Origin of the sequence: Saccharolobus solfataricus, from assembly GCF_900079115.1 — an archaeon.
GTDB lineage: Archaea > Thermoproteota > Thermoprotei_A > Sulfolobales > Sulfolobaceae > Saccharolobus > Saccharolobus solfataricus.
On record NZ_LT549890.1, the window covers coordinates 2,428,617 to 2,447,627 of the forward strand.

The 19,011-nt window shown below is 33.4% G+C and carries 21 protein-coding genes; 11 read left to right on the forward strand and 10 right to left on the reverse strand.

The features are described from left to right. Positions 1–16: 16 nt before the first annotated feature. The 3 genes from SSOP1_RS12955 to SSOP1_RS12965 are packed head-to-tail and all read left to right on the forward strand — an operon-like array spanning position 17 to position 1,984. Positions 17–445: a CBS domain-containing protein gene (locus tag SSOP1_RS12955; RefSeq protein ID WP_009989296.1), complete on the forward strand. Its 429-nt coding sequence runs from the start codon at positions 17–19 to the stop codon at positions 443–445. Further along, on the forward strand, positions 445–1,578 hold the full coding sequence (gltA, locus tag SSOP1_RS12960; RefSeq protein ID WP_009989299.1) for a citrate synthase: 1,134 nt from the start codon (positions 445–447) through the stop codon (positions 1,576–1,578). The genes SSOP1_RS12955 and gltA overlap by 1 nt, the downstream gene beginning before the upstream one ends. 34 nt (positions 1,579–1,612) lie before the next feature. Then, positions 1,613–1,984, forward strand: coding sequence for a hypothetical protein (locus SSOP1_RS12965; RefSeq protein ID WP_009989300.1), 372 nt, complete (start codon positions 1,613–1,615; stop codon positions 1,982–1,984). Here SSOP1_RS12965 and SSOP1_RS12970 read toward each other — a convergent pair. Next, positions 1,963–2,478, reverse strand: a complete 516-nt coding sequence (locus tag SSOP1_RS12970; protein WP_009989301.1) for a DUF429 domain-containing protein — start codon at positions 2,476–2,478, stop codon at positions 1,963–1,965. The two genes, SSOP1_RS12965 and SSOP1_RS12970, sit on opposite strands and share 22 nt — an antisense overlap. A 27-nt stretch (positions 2,479–2,505) precedes the next feature. On the opposite strand from SSOP1_RS12970, the gene tpiA reads away from it, so the two are divergent. Continuing rightward, on the forward strand, positions 2,506–3,189 hold the full coding sequence (tpiA, locus tag SSOP1_RS12975) for a triose-phosphate isomerase (RefSeq protein WP_009989304.1): 684 nt from the start codon (positions 2,506–2,508) through the stop codon (positions 3,187–3,189). Here the strand turns inward: tpiA and SSOP1_RS12980 are convergent. Together SSOP1_RS12980 and SSOP1_RS12985 are read right to left on the reverse strand one after the other, a co-directional pair. Next, positions 3,158–3,493, reverse strand: coding sequence for a hypothetical protein (locus SSOP1_RS12980; protein ID WP_009989305.1), 336 nt, complete (start codon positions 3,491–3,493; stop codon positions 3,158–3,160). The two genes, tpiA and SSOP1_RS12980, sit on opposite strands and share 32 nt — an antisense overlap. Continuing rightward, positions 3,474–3,800 carry a hypothetical protein gene (locus SSOP1_RS12985; RefSeq protein ID WP_009989306.1) on the reverse strand — a complete coding sequence of 109 codons (327 nt, stop codon included), beginning with the start codon at positions 3,798–3,800 and terminating at the stop codon, positions 3,474–3,476. Before SSOP1_RS12985 ends, SSOP1_RS12980 begins: the two co-directional genes overlap by 20 nt. A gap of 486 nt (positions 3,801–4,286) precedes the next feature. Here SSOP1_RS12985 and SSOP1_RS12990 point away from each other — a divergent pair, with 486 nt between their 5' ends. Continuing rightward, the gene (locus tag SSOP1_RS12990; RefSeq protein WP_009989307.1) at positions 4,287–4,811 is read left to right on the forward strand and encodes an EVE domain-containing protein; all 525 of its coding nucleotides are present in this window, start codon (positions 4,287–4,289) and stop codon (positions 4,809–4,811) included. Here SSOP1_RS12990 and SSOP1_RS12995 read toward each other — a convergent pair. From SSOP1_RS12995 to tenA, 3 genes are all read right to left on the reverse strand, one after another. Continuing rightward, on the reverse strand, positions 4,801–5,157 hold the full coding sequence (locus SSOP1_RS12995) for a hypothetical protein (protein ID WP_009989309.1): 357 nt from the start codon (positions 5,155–5,157) through the stop codon (positions 4,801–4,803). The two genes, SSOP1_RS12990 and SSOP1_RS12995, sit on opposite strands and share 11 nt — an antisense overlap. Positions 5,158–5,234: 77 nt before the next feature. Then, a complete protein-coding gene (locus SSOP1_RS13000; protein WP_009989311.1) occupies positions 5,235–6,389 on the reverse strand; it encodes a pyridoxal-phosphate-dependent aminotransferase family protein in 1,155 nt (384 codons plus the stop codon). Between the two features lie 14 nt (positions 6,390–6,403). Beyond that, the gene (gene tenA / locus SSOP1_RS13005; RefSeq protein ID WP_009989312.1) at positions 6,404–7,078 is read right to left on the reverse strand and encodes a thiaminase II; all 675 of its coding nucleotides are present in this window, start codon (positions 7,076–7,078) and stop codon (positions 6,404–6,406) included. A 115-nt stretch (positions 7,079–7,193) separates the two neighbouring features. On the opposite strand from tenA, the gene SSOP1_RS13010 reads away from it, so the two are divergent. Genes SSOP1_RS13010 through SSOP1_RS13020 form a run of 3 tightly spaced genes read left to right on the forward strand, consistent with a single transcriptional unit; the run spans position 7,194 to position 10,044 of the window. Further along, complete coding sequence (locus SSOP1_RS13010; protein ID WP_009989313.1) at positions 7,194–7,904, forward strand: protein-L-isoaspartate O-methyltransferase family protein; 711 nt, start codon at positions 7,194–7,196, stop codon at positions 7,902–7,904. Positions 7,905–7,957: 53 nt separating this feature from the next. Beyond that, positions 7,958–8,686, forward strand: a complete 729-nt coding sequence (locus SSOP1_RS13015; protein WP_009989315.1) for an ABC transporter ATP-binding protein — start codon at positions 7,958–7,960, stop codon at positions 8,684–8,686. Further along, a complete protein-coding gene (locus tag SSOP1_RS13020; RefSeq protein ID WP_009989316.1) occupies positions 8,683–10,044 on the forward strand; it encodes a hypothetical protein in 1,362 nt (453 codons plus the stop codon). Before SSOP1_RS13015 ends, SSOP1_RS13020 begins: the two co-directional genes overlap by 4 nt. Position 10,045: 1 nt before the next feature. On the opposite strand, the gene SSOP1_RS13025 is transcribed toward SSOP1_RS13020, so the two are convergent. Beyond that, on the reverse strand, positions 10,046–13,006 hold the full coding sequence (locus tag SSOP1_RS13025; RefSeq protein WP_009989317.1) for a hypothetical protein: 2,961 nt from the start codon (positions 13,004–13,006) through the stop codon (positions 10,046–10,048). A 71-nt stretch (positions 13,007–13,077) separates the two neighbouring features. On the opposite strand from SSOP1_RS13025, the gene SSOP1_RS13030 reads away from it, so the two are divergent. Next, positions 13,078–13,272, forward strand: a complete 195-nt coding sequence (locus SSOP1_RS13030; RefSeq protein ID WP_009989318.1) for a hypothetical protein — start codon at positions 13,078–13,080, stop codon at positions 13,270–13,272. A gap of 324 nt (positions 13,273–13,596) precedes the next feature. Beyond that, entirely contained in the window at positions 13,597–13,971 is a 375-nt protein-coding gene (hsp14, locus tag SSOP1_RS13035; RefSeq protein ID WP_009989320.1) for an archaeal heat shock protein Hsp14, read from the forward strand. 11 nt (positions 13,972–13,982) lie between these two features. On the opposite strand, the gene SSOP1_RS13040 is transcribed toward hsp14, so the two are convergent. Beyond that, positions 13,983–15,473, reverse strand: a complete 1,491-nt coding sequence (locus tag SSOP1_RS13040; protein ID WP_009989321.1) for an ABC1 kinase family protein — start codon at positions 15,471–15,473, stop codon at positions 13,983–13,985. Between the two features lie 219 nt (positions 15,474–15,692). On the opposite strand from SSOP1_RS13040, the gene SSOP1_RS13045 reads away from it, so the two are divergent. After that, a complete protein-coding gene (locus tag SSOP1_RS13045; protein WP_009989325.1) occupies positions 15,693–16,958 on the forward strand; it encodes a hypothetical protein in 1,266 nt (421 codons plus the stop codon). Here the strand turns inward: SSOP1_RS13045 and SSOP1_RS13050 are convergent. Together SSOP1_RS13050 and SSOP1_RS13055 are read right to left on the reverse strand one after the other, a co-directional pair. Beyond that, positions 16,955–17,536, reverse strand: a complete 582-nt coding sequence (locus SSOP1_RS13050; protein WP_009989326.1) for a hypothetical protein — start codon at positions 17,534–17,536, stop codon at positions 16,955–16,957. The two genes, SSOP1_RS13045 and SSOP1_RS13050, sit on opposite strands and share 4 nt — an antisense overlap. 46 nt (positions 17,537–17,582) lie before the next feature. Continuing rightward, positions 17,583–18,656: a hypothetical protein gene (locus SSOP1_RS13055; RefSeq protein ID WP_009989327.1), complete on the reverse strand. Its 1,074-nt coding sequence runs from the start codon at positions 18,654–18,656 to the stop codon at positions 17,583–17,585. Between the last annotated feature and the right edge of the window lie 355 nt (positions 18,657–19,011).

The following is a 19,011-nucleotide window of genomic DNA, read 5'->3' on the forward strand; positions in this document are numbered from 1 at the left end:
ATATGAAATTTAAATTATGGCAATAACTTCTAGAAGCTTAATTAAGAGATCTCCCGTGGTTGTTAAGGTAGGTACTAAGGCTATTGATGCTTGTAAGATTATGTATCAAAATAATATAGGATCTGTGGTAATTGTTAATGAAAAAGATTATCCAGTAGGAATATTTACAGAGAGAGATGTATTACGTGCAGTAGCGTGTGGAAAAGATTTGAATGATAAAGTGGAGAACCTAGGAACTTTTGGGAAGTTAGTAACAGTTAAATCTAACTCTTCAATTGGGGAGATAGCAGAGAAGATGGTTAAAAATAACATAAGACATATAGTTGTAGTAGATGATGAAGGTAAGCTTATTGGTGTTGTGTCTATAAAAGACATAGTAAATGAGAAACACGTTCTAGATTTTTTAGTTAGGTCTGAGTTAAATTGGGAAGGAGGGACTGATTAATGAGTGTCGTAAGTAAAGGTTTGGAGAATGTTATTATAAAGGTTACAAATTTAACATTCATAGATGGGGAGAAAGGAATACTGAGGTATAGAGGATATAATATTGAAGATCTAGTTAACTATGGCAGTTACGAAGAGACTATCTACTTAATGCTTTATGGAAAATTACCTACAAAGAAAGAATTAAACGATTTAAAGGCTAAACTTAATGAGGAATACGAGGTACCTCAGGAAGTTTTAGACACAATATACCTTATGCCGAAAGAAGCAGACGCAATAGGTCTTTTAGAAGTAGGAACAGCAGCATTAGCCTCTATTGATAAGAACTTTAAATGGAAGGAAAACGATAAAGAAAAAGCAATTAGCATTATTGCTAAAATGGCTACTCTAGTAGCAAATGTATATAGAAGAAAGGAGGGTAATAAGCCAAGAATTCCAGAGCCCTCAGATAGTTTTGCAAAAAGCTTTCTTTTAGCGAGTTTCGCTAGGGAACCTACTACAGATGAGATAAACGCAATGGATAAGGCGTTAATACTTTATACTGATCATGAAGTGCCAGCATCGACAACGGCAGCACTTGTTGCAGCATCCACTTTGTCGGATATGTATTCTTCCCTTACTGCAGCCTTAGCTGCGTTAAAAGGTCCATTACATGGTGGAGCAGCTGAAGAGGCTTTTAAGCAATTCATTGAAATAGGTGATCCAAATAGAGTACAAAACTGGTTTAATGATAAGGTAGTGAATCAGAAGAATAGACTAATGGGATTTGGTCATAGAGTTTACAAGACTTATGATCCCAGGGCAAAGATATTTAAGAAACTAGCCTTAACGCTAATTGAAAGGAATGCTGATGCAAGGAGATATTTTGAGATAGCTCAAAAACTTGAGGAGTTGGGAATTAAGCAATTTTCTAGCAAGGGAATCTATCCTAACACTGATTTCTATTCTGGAATAGTCTTCTACGCTTTAGGATTTCCAGTATACATGTTTACTGCCTTATTTGCCTTATCGAGAACTTTAGGTTGGTTAGCACATATAATAGAATATGTAGAGGAACAGCACAGACTTATTAGACCAAGAGCCTTATATGTTGGACCAGAATATCAAGAGTATGTTTCTATAGATAAACGATAAGTCTTTTTTATTCTTTTCTCTAAAATATACATAGATGCCTTTAATAGTAGGTCTAATAGGTTCTGTTATAGCCTTTATAGTAGCGTGGATAGTGGTTTCAATACCCACGTGGATAGCTGGAAAAATAGTTACACCAAGAACTGCCACGTTTGGTAGAGCAATGTTGGCAACGTTAATTGGAGTAATAGTTTATGCAATTTTCACTGCATTATTCTCACTTATATCTCCAATAATTGGAGTAATAATAGGATTTATAGCATTTCTAGGAGTATACAAGGTAGTCTTTAACACTGGCTGGTTACAAGCGTTAGGTATAGCAATTTTAGCAATAATAGTTGCATTCATAATACTATTTATCCTAGGGCTAATAGGGATTGCATTGCCTCATTTAGGTCCTTTCAAGTAGAACTCAAAGTAATTTTTTCTTTTTAGTTCAAAAGGAAATCTTTTAGATACCAGGTAAATAATCCCATCATCAGCTCTTATTTCCTCTGCGTATCCTAAATCGTAAGCCATAGCAGCCATTGCACACAATGCAGCATCCACATAATCCTTAATTTCATGTAAGTCTTTCCAATTCAAACCTACAATCTTCATGGAAGATGTTGGATGAGTCTCAATTACATTATATAATTTTTCCTTCAATTGGATAGCCCTTTGCACGAGGGTTTTCATGAAGGATGGAGGCAATACCCTCAGTTTTCTTTTTATCATTTCCTTATCTACATTTCTAAAACCGTTGTGATAAGAAAGAGGAGAATCTATGGCAGTAATTTTCGCTACCTTACAACTTTCAATAATTTCCTCGTTTGTTACTAGTTCGATGATTTTTATCTCGTTGTCTATGAGTATTGCTACTGCAGTCTTTCTTCTTACTGCCAGATCGATTCCACAATACATATTTATTTCCCTTATTATCTTCTTATTGTGAAACCTCCTATTATTATAATAAACTTTAAGGCATACGAGAACTCGTTTGGTGATAAAGCAGTAAATTTAGGTAAAAAAATAGAAAAAATAAGTAAAGAGTACTCAGTTGAAATCATATTGTCAACACCAGCCACCATGATATATAGAATGTCTCAGGAAGTAGATTTACCAATTTATGCTGAACATGTAGACCCAGTACCTTTAGGAGCATTTACTGGAGCGATATTACCAGAAATGGTAAAAGATGCAGGTGCTAAGGGTACTTTAATAAATCACAGTGAGAGACGTCTAAGAGCTGATGAAATAGATGATGTGCTAAAAAGGACCAAAAAATTAGGTTTAAAGAGTATATTATGTGTTGACAGATATGAATTGGTATATCCCTTTAGTTTGCTGAAACCTGACGCAATTTTAATAGAGCCCCCAGAATTGATAGGAACTGGTGTCTCAGTTTCGAAGGCTAAACCTGAGGTAATAACTAGAGCTGTAGATGAGATAAGAAAGTCCGAGGGAATATATCTAATAGCAGGGGCTGGAATTACTACTGGTGAGGATGTTTATAAGGCGTTGAAGCTTGGAGCTCATGGAATAGGTGTAGCAAGTGCTGTTATGAAGGCTAAAGAGCCTGAAAAGGTTGTTGAGGACTTTATTACAAGTGCATTGAGGGCGATCTCTTCGTAGCTATTTTCAATAGGTATATGTAAAGTTCTGGAAAATTATTTTTACAAATGTCCTTTATTTCATTGTTCTCAAATCTAATTAACGAGAAATATACGTAAAGATATATTGCTGCAGAAAACAGAGCGCAGTCTTTTATTTCCATGCACAATCCTTCCAATCTTATTACGTTTATTAGCAAGCTCTTATCAATTAGTTTCATCAATCTACTTCCGTCAAAGTCCGAATAGTATCTAACATCCAACTCCAATTCTTTATCATAGTTTTCTTTTACAAATTGCCTAATTTTATTTAAATAATATCTCATAGAGTTTATATATTGGTGATTCTTTTCCATACTCATTTCTAATTATTTCCTCCATTCTTTTTGTTCCAACTAAGCTGTATAAGGATGACAAAAGAAGAAATGCTGACACTATTTCACTTTGACCTGAAGCCTCATTTGCTATTTCATCATACTTTAACACATTTATGATTACTTTATTATCTTTATAAGTTGCGAGTCCATCTATATTTTCCAATACTATTTCTGTAATATTTTTTCCTATACCATATCTATTAAGGAGCGCATTTAACGTATCTTTAACACAAGACGTATCTTTACAACCTATCATTATTCTTAACCAACTTGTGATATCACTCTCTATGTTTATAACTTTTCCTTTCAAACTAGACTAATGGCTCCTCATTGCCATAATTATCGCTATAATACTTAAAATAATACCTAAAATCGATAAGGAGATTGCAATATAAGATATAAGTTGAACCTTATTCACTACATAAAAATTAGGTACTTTACTTAAAAATGCTTTCCTTTAGTATTATTGTTTAGTAAAGAGGAGGGTTTAGACTTCATAGGATTTCACGATATTTAATATCAATCCTCAGCTCTTGGACTTCACTGAAGTCATGGACAAACCTATATAGAACACCGCACATCTTTAGCATTTTCAGCACTAGCTCGTCGGGGTATTTGCCCCATTGGCTAGCGCTTCACTGTGAGAAGCTATCATGAAAAGCATATAAACTTTACAGTTTGTCTGAACTGATGACAGAAGAAAGGCAAGCCTCGCCCCTTCTAGAGGCAGGGAGGGGTCAGAATGGCGTTGAGTAAGATAATGCCCTTAACTAAGGGGTTTAGTAAATTTTATATTCTTAAAATACTATTGCATTCTGTGACCTACTGGTTAGTACCAATACAAGAGGACATGTGGGACGTAATTAGAGATAAAGGAATATATGGATACAAAGAAAACCTAGAGGAGTTCATAAAAGAAGGTGACTACATTATTATATACGTTAGTAAGTACTATGCGAAACGATATGGAGGAAAGATTGTCGGTATCGTAAAAGTGCTTTCAAACTGGTATGAGGATCAGACGCCAATATATCCAGAGGAGACAGTGAGAAATAAAGGAATATACATTTATAGGGTTAAAGTTGAGCCTGTGGTAATTGGAGAGTGTGATATGAAAAAAATTTTAGATAAGATTAGATTTATTGAAGATAAGGGACAAATAGCTAAATACCTTAGAAATGCTCCAGCAAACCTCAAGAGACCTATCCCAGAAAGTGATGCTAAAATAGTAGAAGAGTGTCTTAAGGAATCACTGCTCAATATCTAACATGGTTGCTTACTTCTTCTAATAACGTCTTTATAGATTCATAAAGTCTAGATACTAAAGTGTTAACTAGTATTTTGTAGATGAAGAATATTGCGTACCTTATGTTTATAATTAAGAGCAATCTTTTAGCTAATTTCTGTTGGTATTGAATCGCTCTTCTCAATCTCTTATCTAATATATTATTCTTTATATCTCTTACGAAGTTCAATAGTTCTTTTAATCCTTCTTTTAATGTTTTTAAATTTCTAGAGTTAAGTTTAGTTATAATATTTTGATAAGTTCTTTTAATAATCTCGTATTGTAGTATGTCATTAAATGTAATATTGTTACCACTTACATCAGTCATATTTATAATATTTAGTGGTATTATCTTAAAAACTGGGAGTGATGATATTTTCGGGGATTTAGATTGATGATATACTTTCAGCGGGCTGAGAATAGAACCTCTTCAACTGCCTTTACTCCTTCACCAAACCTTATAGGTTCACCTAATTTCCTTAGGGTTCTCTCAATGACACTTATTGCAATTATCGCATCGTTGGGCGTTACCCAGCCCATATGACCTATTCTGAAATATTTAAATGCAGGATGGACTCCAGGTGCAAATTCTACCCCCTCATTAACGGTCCCCGCGAGAACCTTTTGTGGGTCCGCAACCTTTAGGATTACTCCAGTTACAGTATTACTATAAGACTCTGGTCTTCTGGCTACTATCTCTAATCCTAAAGCTTCTAAGCCAGCCCTAATTGCGCTAGCTACCATTGTGTGTCTTTTTATTCTATTTTCTATACCTTCTTTCTCTATCAGTCTAAAGGCTTCGGCTAATTGTAAAATTACATGAACTGGAGGAGTAGCAAAATAAGCAGCCTTACCTTCTTCAGCCCCTCTCATAACTGGTAGCCAATTTCTTAAATCCAGATAATACCCGGCGATTGAATTTTGGGAATCCAATATTGATAAAGCCTTAGGAGAAAGTAATAGCAAGCCTAAACCAGCTGCCGAACCCAATGCCTTTTGACTGGCTGTCAGATAAACGTCGACATTCCATTCTTCAGCCTTAACTTCCTCAGCCCCAACGCTTGAAACACCGTCTACCACTATCAGCTCTACGTATTTTCTTATTTTATTTATCACATCCTTTACTGGCTCTCTAACTCCGGTGCTAGTCTCTACGTGAGTCAAGGCAACTAACTTATACTCACTCTTCCTAACTTCTTCCTCAACCTCCCCTGGTTTAACGTAATCGCCAGGAGAAGGTCTTAATACCTTTACATTAACTGGATATCTCTTGAATATTTGCTCCCATCTATCACCAAAAACTCCATTCGAAACTACTAGTATTTTATCATTAGGTTTGAGCAATGATGTAACACTTTCCATAGCAGATGTTCCACCTCCAGGGATTATTAATGGCTGATAGTTCTTACTTGCACCCATTACATATCTTAATCCCTTTAGCGAATATGCCAGTGCTTCTACGAATTCTTTAGAAGTAAAGCCAACGTTATTTTCAAGCCCCGCAACTAAAACATCTTCCTTGATAGTAGTAGGGCCTACATGAAGTAGCAGTTTATCCATAAAAGGTAAGTTAGTTACACTCCTTTATTTTTTTCTGTAGGAAAAGGAAACCTCTCTAATCTATACGCAGAGTCCCAAAACATGTATTCATATATAGATGCAGTTCTAAAATGAATCTTCATCTTGTTAAATTCCTCTTCACTAACTTTCAAGCTATTCACAATATCTAATACTGCTCTAACTCCCTTTTCATATTCTTCTCCACCGTACGTTTCTATCCACTTTTGATAATATTTATCTTTAGATCCTTGTTTAAGCAATTCCTTTCCTACCTTCATATATATCCAATAGCAAGGCAATACTGCAGATATTACCTCATTAAAAGGTCTTGAATAAGCTACTGCAAGCAAGTAAGATGTATAGGCTAGATTAGTTGGGCTCATCTCATAATCTTCTATATCTAAATTAAATTCCTTTATGTAAAATTTATGTAACGCCTTTTCTACCTTAATGGCATCTTGTATGTGCGTCGTAAACAACAATGTTTGTTCCTCATCTTCTGCCTTTGCCGCTAATAAAGCCAATGCCTTAGAGAATTCCCTTAAATACAGATAATCCTGGATTATATAGTACTTGAATTTATCTCTGCTTAGAATTCCTTCAACCAATTCAAGAATAAATGGGTGTCTAAGGATTGAAGAATAAATATCCGAAATAAAATTCCATAACTTTTCACTGTTTTCCATCATATAAGGAAATGAAACATGCCTGTTATTTAAATTTTAAGGCTTACAAGGTATTCTCAGTTAAGTTGAGGAGTTATCAACATATTTATTAAAAATCATCTTTAAATAGTTAATAAGTATGAGTGCAAAAGACGACATATTAAGGTCCATAAAGAATTCAAAATTAGCAAATGCGTTTATAAAGGTTAATAGGGAGGATTTTTTGCCACAATTACTGAAAAAATATGCATATGATCCTAATTATGTAGACAAGCCCTTTTACATAACGCCTAATGTGACGACAACTGCATTAAGTTTAGGCATGTATATGCTCGATATTCTTAATTTGGGAGAAACTCAGAAAGTTTTAGAGATAGGTACGGGCATAGGTTATTATACTGCGTTAATGGCTGAAGTTGTTGGCGATAATAACGTTATCTCATTAGAAATTGATGATACGATATTTGAATACGCTAAAAATATTCTTCTGCCGAAATATCCGCGAATCAAATTAATTAAGACTGATGGAAGTCTAGGATATGATAAGGAGGCTCCTTATGATAGGATCATAATATGGGCAGCTGCGCCAACAGTCCCTTGTAAACTGTACGATCAACTTAGGGAGAACGGTATTATGGTAGTACCGATAGGTAGTGAAAAAGCGCAAGGTCTCTATAGAATTACTAAAATTGGATATGAACCTAAGATAGAAAGACTTGGAGATGTAATATTTATGAAAATGAGAGGATTATTTGGATTTTATGAGGATGACGATCCGAATGAGAGGAGAATAAAGAAAATAGAGGAGAAGGTTAATAGATTACTGTCAAAATTTATGAGCCAGAGCTAGCTTGCAAGGTTAGATTAAAGGTTAATAATAAGGTGGTAAATTTATATTACATAATGCTCTTGAATGTTAGAAACCTTACAGTGAGATATGGTTCTTTTATCGCAGTTAATTCATTAAACTTCTCCGTTAACTCAGAAGTTTATTGCCTTTTAGGACCTAATGGTGCTGGGAAAAGTAGCACTTTAAAGGCTATAATGGATATGGTTCCTTTTGAGGGAAACATAGAAATCTTAGGGAAAAGTAATAAGGAGAAATTTGTGAAAAATTATGTTGGTTATGTACCCGAACAGCCGGCTCTCTATGAATACATGACACCGTCTGAGATAATAAGTTTCGTCGCAAGTTTAAGAGGTATCAACGATCTAAACAGAATAAATGCGTTAGTTAAGGCATTTTCGTTAGAGATGTTTATGAATACACCTATAGCTTCCTTATCTATGGGTAATAGACAAAAGGTTTCCATACTATTGTCTTTAATTCACGAGCCCAAATTACTAATTCTTGACGAACCTTTTAACGCATTAGATGTCCTATCAGTTAAAGTTCTTAAAGAGCTAATCCAGAGTCACGTTAAGAATGGAGGTGGAGTACTGTTCTCTACCCACATAATGGAGGTTGCAGAAAAAATATGTAATAGAATAGGTATAATGAATAAAGGAATTATGGTAATGGAAACTTCCTCAGATAACATTAGAGAAGCTGGAAGATCGCTTGAAGATGTTTTCCTCTCCGTTACTGGATTAGACGAGACTATAAAGGATATACTAAAGGGATTGGAATGAGCAACGTCAAGATTCACGATGTAGTTTATAAGCAAATAATCTATTTAATGTACACAAGTAGATCTTTCGGCTTATCACCAAAGCCTGATGCAATAAGTAAAATCAGAAGGAATGCAGTTACAATTAAGATAAGTAATATTATTGCATATACTATAGCCACAATAGTTTCGGCATCTATTTCACTAATAAATAAAGATGCCCCTTTTTCCTTTATATTTCTAGATTTAATTATACTTGCCAATATTTTCACTACTGGATTAAATGTAATTTTCTTTGTTACAAACTATGATTTAAAAACTTTCTTATTATCGCTTCCTCTATCTGAAAGAGATGTGAATAGAGCCGTATTTAGGGGTATATTTGAATTTTTCTACTACGGCTTTCTAGCATCAATAGTAATCGCTCCTATTTCCACTTACATGATAACGTCATCTGTTTTACAAGCCCTCATGGCTGAACTTGAAATAATATTTTTCTTTTCACTATCATTCGCGTTAGTAATGCTATTGGGAAAGAGAATAAGATTAGGAATAACTTCTGCACTATTTAGAATAGGAACATCACTGATTTGGATAGTATTTATAATGCTACCTTATGGTCTTACCTTCAAATATGTCACCATCCCCACTTATATCCTACCAATCTTTCCCTTTGGTTTCTTGAATATTGAAGGTCTTTTGATCTCCTTACTATACACGGGTCTTTCCGTATTCTTTGCCTATAAACAATCCTTAAAATTCTTATCGTTTAGACTTAATTCTCAATATTCAACAAAATATAGTATAAAGTTACGATCTCCACTAATAACATATCTTTATAAAGATATTAGGGGTCTTCTTAGGGTTCCTCAAGCCAGCTTCCTACTAACAATACCTGTATTTGCTCTTATTTTCTCATTTTTTGCACCCGTTTATGCCATCTTTTATACAATCTTTATGATAACGACATCCTCTATAATGCTGATATTACTTGAGGCTTCTGGAATGCAACTATTACTATCTCTACCAGCAGGGTTAAGGAGTTCCTATATTTCAAAACTATTAATTATTTTGATAATCTATCTGATAGATGTGCTAATCTTCTCATTTTTTAATCGAGCCTCGTTGAGCCTAATTATGTTACCATCAACAATTACCAGTGTTGAACTAAGTCTTTTCATATCTTACAATAACGTTATTAAGGGAAAAGGAATGAGGCTTGCGGATCCCCTATCGTTTATAATAAGGGAAATAGAAATAAACTCAATCATAGGTATTGCTTCCATTCTAACATTCTTTGCTAATATATACTATTCTCTACTTTTCTCAGTTCTTTCACTAATCATGATAAATATAGTGGTATATAAAAAAATAAAGTAGCTTAAAACTTTGGTCTGGACCTTCTTATCGTTAAGAACAATATTGCTATGATTATAATTGCTATTAGTATTATGACACTCCCTACAAAACTCCCATTTATGTTCTTTACGAAAGTTTCAGTTATTGGTTGATTTACGGTTATTGCTACACCATTACTAACGTTATAGGAGCCCTCCCACTTGCCTTGTTCATATATGGGCACGGATTGGGTTAACGTTATTACGCTTCCTCTTGGTAACCATTCTGAATTTCCATCTATTGTTACTAAATATTCTATTATTGGTTTAACATTAATACTAGTTGGTTGGGTTATATTTATTAAATACGAAGAAGTATTATAGAATATTCTTTCATTATTGCTTATATTTACGTATTTAGGTATTAATAAAGTTTGCCCAGCTGGTACCCAAATTTCACTAGTATTTAGGGTCCTATTTGCTATTGTAATCAGTATTGGCTCATTCACAGTAACCAGATACTCCTTTAACGTCGTTACTTTCACAGTTAAGCTTCTATTTACTGTAAAGTTAAATGGTAATATGGATAATATTATATATCTTGTATTGTTGGAGATATAATACGTCATGTTTATGAACGAAATAGGAGTTACCGCATTATACCATCCTGGACTAAAAGTAACTAAGGTTGAATTGATTAAGGCTTTTATTGGTATGTTGGAAATTAAGTTTATATAGTATTGTAGGACATAGTGCAGTTTTAACGAGACTGGCCCATTAACTATTATAACATTATTGGAAGTTGGCTTTCCATTTAGACTGATATTGACTAAGTTTTGTCTTTCAGTTTGATTAATATACCAAATTGTATATAATTCAATTTCAGTATCATTATTATACCATCCGTTACTTAAGGTGGTGTTTTTACCGTTGAAGAGTACATAGACTGGGTAGTTACTACTAACGTTTAAGAAATATTGAGGTAGTGTAATTATAGTTATATTAATTGGTTGGAGTAATGTAAAGTTTGAATATGGTAAAACTTTTTCCATGAGAAATCTTGCAGTACTATTTATATAGTATGTGATGTTCTCTATCTGTATTCTACTTCCAGCGTTGAACCAAGAGTATTTTTGTAACGTCTCGTTAGTACCATTGACTAGTGCGTAAACTGGTATCTTGGAATAGACAATCAGAGGGTATTGCTTTACCGTTATGATTGATATTGTGATTGGATTTTCAACCGTAATGTTTCTGGAAGGTAAAATATTAGATATTACATACCTATATTCGTTATTTTGTCCATAATATGTTATGTTTTCTATATTAATATTCGTACCTATATTATACCAATTACTGGTTAATGTACTATTAGTTCCATTAATAAGTGCATAAATGGGTATCTGTGATTTTACAATAATATAATATTGTATTAACTCATTTGCAGTTATTGTATAAGACATATTTACGAGGATTTTATTTGCGGGTAAGATCTTAGTAATTACCGCTCTAGTTTCATTGCTTTGATAAAACGTTATATTATAAATTTGTATAACCGTGTTCTTATTGTACCACCCAGAGGAAATTGATGCGTTTGTCCCATTTATTGATCCGAAAAGTGGAATTAATGAGTTAACGTGCACGTAGTATTGTAAAATATAAGTTATTGTGAGGTTAGTGGGGGTAATTAATGTAAATTCATTAGTTGGGTATGAAAATACCATTATTCTTGAATCATTGGGATAATATGTAAACGGGCTAATTACCACTTTTATAGAGGCGTTATACCATCCACTACTCAGAGTTGTATAAATTCCATTGATACTTGCGTTTACTGGAATGTTTATATTAATGAAATACTGAAGTTGATAATATACTGTTATGTTTCCACTCCTGTTTGCTAAAATTGGAGTAGAATTTAAGCTAACAATCCTGCTTAACCCGTTTAAGACAATAGATGGTAAACTTATATTAGAATTAGCATTCACGAAAATCAAGGAAGGCAATCTTGCGATCTCTTTAAGACCGTCGGAAAAATATGAAACGTTTATAGGTATATTAAAGCTTCCTCCAATTACCTTATAATTTAAGAATATTGGATATAAATTACCAGTTATAAAGTAATATCCATTTGAGGCTGTAAATGCTCCTATATAGGACAAATTATAGAAGGTGTAGTTATTTGAAACCGAATATGCAATCTCGTCAGTCGCTATACCTTGTGGAGGGGAGGTTAAATATATTTCATTAATACCTAAAGTGAAGCTAGTTGTTAAATATTGTAATCTATATATAACTCCCAGTTCTCCTCCAAAATATGCCTTAAGATGATACCATTCTGTCATTAATCCAGTTATGAAACCATGTAAAAAGTTAAGATCCGTAACGATACTGGATGCACCGTTAGCGTTAACAATTGCAATTGCTTTGGCACCAGTGCTATTATCATAAGCGGAAAGTATTATATTGCCATTTGATATTTCGATTTCTAGCATCATCTCATCCCCGCTATTCACAATTCCATTGAAGTTTAGCAGAACTGGTCCTATTACCGGATCCCCGCTACTATTCCAGACCATGTAGATCATATGAAATCCTGGGTCAAATGAACCATTTGTATAAGGCCAATTATAGGCTACACCAACTTGATACCACCAGTCATTATTGGTTATTGCATTTAACAAATACGCTGGACCGTAACCAGAATCACTAGTTTGTGCAATTACTTTTACATAAATTACTAAATTTGTACTAACTGGATATGCATTTAACGCCATGAATAGCTGCTCGTCGTAGAAAGTTATCCCTGGGTCATTAGAATTTAACGTGGATAATGGTAGTGGTTTAGTATTACTATGAGATACTGGGGTTAATGGAATAAGAGATATAATTAAAAGGATTGTTATAATAATTACTTTCCACTCCATATTTTTTGTCTTTATACAAAACCTTTTAAGCATTTTTCCAACTGAACTTTCTTCAGTAGTACTATATATTAAAATCATAATATTAGTCAATCATTTCCATTATCATAAGATATATATATTCCGCTTGAGAATAAAGAATGTGGTGTTGAATGATTTCACCAATAATATTTGTTAAGATTTCCTTCTTGGTTATAGCCTTAGTTATGGCGATCTTTGGGGTTACCTATGTTGGCTTGGCTTACTTTAATCTCTTTCCACGAGTTAGAAACGATTTATATATTATTGGTTCCACATTAGTTGCGATAGCTACAGCTTTTGTAATACTCACGATAATTTTACTCTGATGCTGAGAAGGGCTCGGCTTGATCTGTGATGAACCCGAGCCATGCTAACTGAGTTTAATAGAGTTACTTAATGTAATGCTTTTTTGGAGTCGTTGAATTTTGGGGCATTTTAGAGCCATTGTAAATCTGATTGTGATCCTGATAATAATTGAAATGCAAGATAATAGTAGTTTATGCTAAAAATATCCAATAGACCAACTAAGCATTAATGTAAGTAATATTTATATCACAATCCCACTAACATATATTATGAGAAGAATTCTAAGATGGTATCTAATATACAGATTGCTCAGAGCTCTATGGAGGATAAGAAGGTGATAAGTTATGATGAATGTGATAATGAGAGAAATAGGTAAAAAATTAGATGAACTGTCTAGAGAATTTTATGAATCAGTTATTCCGCCCATAGATATGTATGAAGAAGGGGGAGAGTTAGTAGTGGTAGCAGATCTAGCGGGTTTTAATAAAGATAAGATAAGTGTAAGGTTATCTGCACAGAACGAACTGATAATTAACGCTGAAAGGGAAATACAGTATATTGGTACTAAATACGCTACTCAGAGACCTCTTAAGATACATAAGGTAATTCGTTTACCGGTAAAGGTTAAGAGGGATTCTCAAGTTACAGCGAAATATGAAAATGGTGTATTGACTATAAGGATACCAGTGGAGGGTTCAGTCTCAATCAGAATAGAATAATTTTTTTTAAGTTATGTATTTTTTCTTCCACTTAGTGATATTGAGAATGCTAGAATAACCATAAGGAGGGTAATGATAATATCTTTTGTTATAGCATAAAATATTATGGTTATAACCAATATCATTTGAGGAATATAATTAGTTATTGCACTACCTTTCCTACTGCTTTGTATGTTTATCAGCTCTTGCTGTTGTGAATATGATAATAGAAAGCTCCTAAATCTATTCCAAATTCCATTAACTAGTTCTCTTACTTGTTCTATAACAACTTTCGTTGTATACCCTTCTTCTTCTAAAAAAGTTATAGATGATTTGACAAAGTCAAAATCTTTATCTATTTCTCTACATGTCCCATCTAAAACGTTAACCATTCTAAAAGGCAGAACAAGTTTAGATGGCATTCTAAGTGGAAACTTAAAGAATACTTGATCAGCCAGTTTCATAAAATCTTCCAGCTCTAATTCACTAACTTCTATTCCTTGCATTGCTTGCATGAAAAGCCTCAATCCCTTCGCTAATACCCTCCTATCCGCGAAAGGCTGTATTGCCCCTAACTCGTCTAGTACCCTTACTAGTGAATCTGCATCCATTCTAATCATTGCCACATATGCCCTAATCAATAGATTTCTAGTCTTTTCATCTATTTTTCCAGACATTCCAAAGTCGTAGAGTACCAAATTCCCTTGCTCGTCAACCGCTATATTACCAGGGTGAGGATCTGCATGAAAATAGTCCTTATTAAGCAACATATACATGAACAATCTAAATACTCTATATGCCAATATTCTGTTATCAACTATCTTTTTTGCCTCTTCGCTTGTAACTTTATACCCTTTAATATACTCCATCACTAAAACTCTTTTAGTAGCCTTTATTATTGAAGGTATTCTTAAGGACGGATAATCTGACAATTCCTCTTTGATCTTATTTAAATAAAAGGCTTCCTTAGTATAATCCATTTCTTCAAATATTCTTCTGGAAAATTCTTCTAGGAATACTTTTATTATTTCGATGAATGATTCATCAAATACAAATCTAAGGAGTGGCAACAATTTCTTTACTACTTGAATATCTTCATTTACAGTTTCCTTTATTCCAGGTCTATTTACCTTAATAGCAACGATCTTTCCATTATATTCTCCTAGATAGACTTGACCTAAAGACGCTGAAGACAGTTCTTTTAAAATTTTTACACTATTGCCGAGTTCCTCATCGATAATTTTACTTACTTGGCTAAATGGAGCAGGTGGGACTTCATCTTGTAATCTGGCTAATTCTTTAATATACGTTTCCGGCATAATGTCAGGTCTAACTGAAAGAATTTGTCCGAACTTGATGAATGTGGGACCTAGTTCAATTAGCGTGTCAACAAATTTCTTAGCCTCTTCTGCCATCTCTTTTTCATCGATTGGAATTTCCTTTAGGATTTTATTTCTAAACTCTCTATACGCTAGTACTCTAGGGGCCAATTTGAAAAACACTTCCAGTAATCTTCTAATCACAACTATAATATAGTAAAAAGGAAGTATTTGTACCTATTCTAAGTTGTTAGAGTGCAGTAATAAAGTTCTAAATAAATTTTTCTTAATAGTATTAAAGATTAGTTAGCTGTAAATAATGTAAGAATGTTGAACTTAGAGGGGCAGATAAAATCTTATTATCGTTCATTTTTACCGTCTATTTTAGGAAGAATTTAATAGTTTTGTTAGTTATAGATATACATGAAAATACTAATAATTGCCCCCTTAACTGAGGTATCGGAAGAAGAAAATGAGATCAGACCGATAGAAGTTACAAATTGGTCAAATTCACCAGTAGGAATTAGCTCCAAGTATTCTTTTTTAGCCGAAAAGAAGTTCCTTGAAGAAGAAAGGCATGAGGTTAAAATTTTAACTCTAGTCCCGACCGAAATAAGAAAGAATCTTAACGTTAAATTCAGTAACTATAATGAGCTAGTCAGTAATATTTTGGAGGCTCTAAAGTTCGGTAATGATAATATCGCAGTTGAGGTGATACCCTTTGAGGATTCAGTAAGTTTGGGTACTTCCCTATTCTTCTCTTATTTGAAAATTTATTATGCTATAAAGACTTTCTTACCTAGTTTAATAATTTTAGATGTATCACACTCTAGTTCTTCCTTTTCCACATTAGTTTTAACAGCGTTAGATATAGCGATAACTGATTCACTTCTCACCCAACAAGTTGAAAATTATATTTACGCAAAAGTAAGTAAAAGGAACGATTCTATACAATTAATTAGTCATATGTTTAAGAATATGTATAGTATTAAATTATCTGAATATTTCTTAAGGGAGATGAAGATAATGAAATCGGAAAACCAGGCTAATTTACCTCAGTTTGTAGGAAGGGCTGAATTTAGAAGGCTTGGTTTTTGTATAGAAAATTGTTACCCTCTAGTTGTTCTTCATGTTCTGGATGGAATGGACTTAGAGAAACTGGTTAGTGAGGAAAAGATTATGGAGATAGTTGTTAACAATTTAGAGATCAAGGATGGTAAATTAATACAGAATGTCGAGTTATTAGAGGGCGCGACGTATTATGTCCTTGCTACACACTTGGTAAAGAGGTATAAGGTTAAAAAACCATTTAGTGTTGATAATGTGAGGAATATTCTAAATTTAACTTCCCCAACTTGCAGGCGAATTTCCAATCAGATCATAGACGAAATGATGATAGAGTTGAACTACCTCCTAAGACATTTAGGATTGAGAGAAGGTGAGTATAGCTTAGAGCAAATATCTAATTTATTAAAACAACCTTTAACTGAGATTATACGAAAAGAAGAGAGCATTGGTGATATATTAAGTAGATATAAGCGTGAATGTGGAAGTATTAATTTAAGCGGAATTGGTTTAGACCCTGGTGCGACTATTATAAAGATAGATAGTGACAAGATTTACGTATATTACGCTGATGAATGTGAAGATAGTGTGTTAAGTAAAGTCAAAGATCAGATGGGCGATTAGCAGAAGTCCAATTTTACGCAAATTCTATCATTATCGCAACTTTCATCTAATTCGATTATTTGAAAGTTTTCCTTAAGAGTTTCCGTTATTATGCGAAGGAATTTAATTATATTTGGGTTAGTTGAGACATTGATCATCTCAAATTTTGTTTTTCCGTCTGCAACTAGTTTTATGTTATCCCCTAGAATATACGCTAGTCCTCTAAGGACATTCTCTAAAATTGATCTCTCTTTACAATTGCTTTCAAAACTCTCTAAAAGTAGTAAGCCTGTATCTTGCGCCTCATTAGTTATTATTGATAGCAACGAATTAGCTATTTCCTTGTAAATTTTTTCATCGTGGATACTTGAGATAAGATTATAGAATAGATTAGATGCTATAAGGTATTTAATTCCAAGTACTGCATTTCTCGTACTAGGATTAGTTATATCAATATCTTCCATTATGAGTTCAGATGCGCTCTGTATTATTTTGTCTGTGCAATTGTATGATTTCTTATTGTCTAGCTTTATACAAATCTCATCCAATTTCTCCCAAATATCACTTCTAATTCTCCAAGGTCGAGATTGTAAAGTCATGTGTTTAAATATGATATATAGAGTAATTATGGGTTTTGCATATCAGTTATGAGAATATTCTCTTAGTCATTCTTATTTTAAAGTAAAAACGATTATTTTTTTCTATTTCTGGTTCATCTAAAACATGTCTTATAAAACTAGAGAGGTTTTCATCGAAATCAGTTAAACCAGAAATAATAAATTCTTGATTATTTATCTTTATCAGCTTAATTCTAGGATCAATAAGAAGGGTAAAGATGTCAAGGTTCTTATTAATTATTTCCTTATCTATCAGTCTATAATTAATGTATTCAATTCCTCTTATATAAGGGTATAAAATATGGCCTGTTTTTCTAAGTTCCAGGAATAAGGTGTAGATATCATTTAATCTATCTAAAATATTATATAGGGGTAAATTATTTTTGAATAGAGTATCATATATTGTAAGCAGTTGATACATAGACCAATCGTTTATGAGTTTATCATATTTATCATTATTTTTGAGATTGTTATGAGTGAACTTGGTTATTATTTGGTTTCTCTTACTAATTACGCTACTTTCAACTCTTACTAAATGATGGTTTCGGTTTCCAAAATCTATAAGAGATTGATATGGTGCGATTATCTCTATATTATCTTTAGAACTATTTATCTTTCCTATGCCTAATACCGTAACAATATTTTCCAAAAAATTCTGGACATAATCTCTTAATTTTTTATTTATATTATTTAAACTGATTTTATAAATTAAAGTATTTCTATTCGTAACTACCAAGGGGGTATATGGAGATGGAATTAAATACTCCAGAAGATGTTTTAGATGTATTGGATTCATGAAGTTGAAGTACTTCTTAAATAGATATCCTATAATTTCATCACCAGAATACACATCAACTTTATCCTCTATATATGAAGAATGTATAAACGAGAAATTCTCATGAATTAGAATATAGGGTATAAGAAAGCAGAGATCGATTCCCAATAAGGAGTCATCCTTTTCCATCATGTTCATCATAGTCATGAGAGCATTGGTGTAGAAGTCTTTCTCATCCTCTATTCCATACATCCTCATAATGACCTCTGCTCTTTCTCTGAGACTTTCACTAATTGGCGTTAGTCTAATGTCGGCAGATCTTGGCACTATATAAAGTAAGAATAGAGGTTTATAAGGTTTCTAAGACCTTTCATATAATATTACGATACACTCGAGGAAACGTTTAATCATTAGAGTAAAATAAGGCGTTCTGAATTATGCAGTTGTCAGCTGTCTTCGATGAACTACCCCACCCTCATGACGGGGCATCCTCACCTCATGATTCTCCGCTTCTTAGAACAATCTCGATCCCCATAGCGGAGGTTCCATCAAACCATTCTGCAATGCCCCGTATGGAAGAGGGGTTATGGAGGGTTTGCTCTACATAGGCATTAAGGGGAGTCCCACGAACCCAGCACTTCCAGCCAAGGTCGGATTCATTTTATCACCTTTTTGATAATAA

Bases quoted from the DNA above. Each gene is read 5' to 3' on its own strand.
- SSOP1_RS13020 (WP_009989316.1), top strand. From the start codon at position 8,683: ATGAGCAACGTCAAGATTCACGATGTAGTTTATAAGCAAATAATCTAT.
- SSOP1_RS13050 (WP_009989326.1), bottom strand. From the start codon at position 17,536: ATGACTTTACAATCTCGACCTTGGAGAATTAGAAGTGATATTTGGGAG.
- SSOP1_RS12995 (WP_009989309.1), bottom strand. From the start codon at position 5,157: ATGACTGATGTAAGTGGTAACAATATTACATTTAATGACATACTACAA.
- SSOP1_RS13000 (WP_009989311.1), bottom strand. From the start codon at position 6,389: ATGGATAAACTGCTACTTCATGTAGGCCCTACTACTATCAAGGAAGAT.
- SSOP1_RS13030 (WP_009989318.1), top strand. From the start codon at position 13,078: ATGATTTCACCAATAATATTTGTTAAGATTTCCTTCTTGGTTATAGCC.
- gltA (WP_009989299.1), top strand. From the start codon at position 445: ATGAGTGTCGTAAGTAAAGGTTTGGAGAATGTTATTATAAAGGTTACA.
- SSOP1_RS13015 (WP_009989315.1), top strand. From the start codon at position 7,958: ATGCTCTTGAATGTTAGAAACCTTACAGTGAGATATGGTTCTTTTATC.
- SSOP1_RS12955 (WP_009989296.1), top strand. From the start codon at position 17: ATGGCAATAACTTCTAGAAGCTTAATTAAGAGATCTCCCGTGGTTGTT.
- SSOP1_RS12980 (WP_009989305.1), bottom strand. From the start codon at position 3,493: ATGAGATATTATTTAAATAAAATTAGGCAATTTGTAAAAGAAAACTAT.
- tenA (WP_009989312.1), bottom strand. From the start codon at position 7,078: ATGATGGAAAACAGTGAAAAGTTATGGAATTTTATTTCGGATATTTAT.
- SSOP1_RS12985 (WP_009989306.1), bottom strand. From the start codon at position 3,800: ATGATAGGTTGTAAAGATACGTCTTGTGTTAAAGATACGTTAAATGCG.
- SSOP1_RS12990 (WP_009989307.1), top strand. From the start codon at position 4,287: ATGGCGTTGAGTAAGATAATGCCCTTAACTAAGGGGTTTAGTAAATTT.
- SSOP1_RS13025 (WP_009989317.1), bottom strand. From the start codon at position 13,006: ATGATTTTAATATATAGTACTACTGAAGAAAGTTCAGTTGGAAAAATG.
- hsp14 (WP_009989320.1), top strand. From the start codon at position 13,597: ATGATGAATGTGATAATGAGAGAAATAGGTAAAAAATTAGATGAACTG.
- SSOP1_RS13010 (WP_009989313.1), top strand. From the start codon at position 7,194: ATGAGTGCAAAAGACGACATATTAAGGTCCATAAAGAATTCAAAATTA.
- SSOP1_RS12965 (WP_009989300.1), top strand. From the start codon at position 1,613: ATGCCTTTAATAGTAGGTCTAATAGGTTCTGTTATAGCCTTTATAGTA.
- SSOP1_RS13045 (WP_009989325.1), top strand. From the start codon at position 15,693: ATGAAAATACTAATAATTGCCCCCTTAACTGAGGTATCGGAAGAAGAA.
- SSOP1_RS12970 (WP_009989301.1), bottom strand. From the start codon at position 2,478: ATGTATTGTGGAATCGATCTGGCAGTAAGAAGAAAGACTGCAGTAGCA.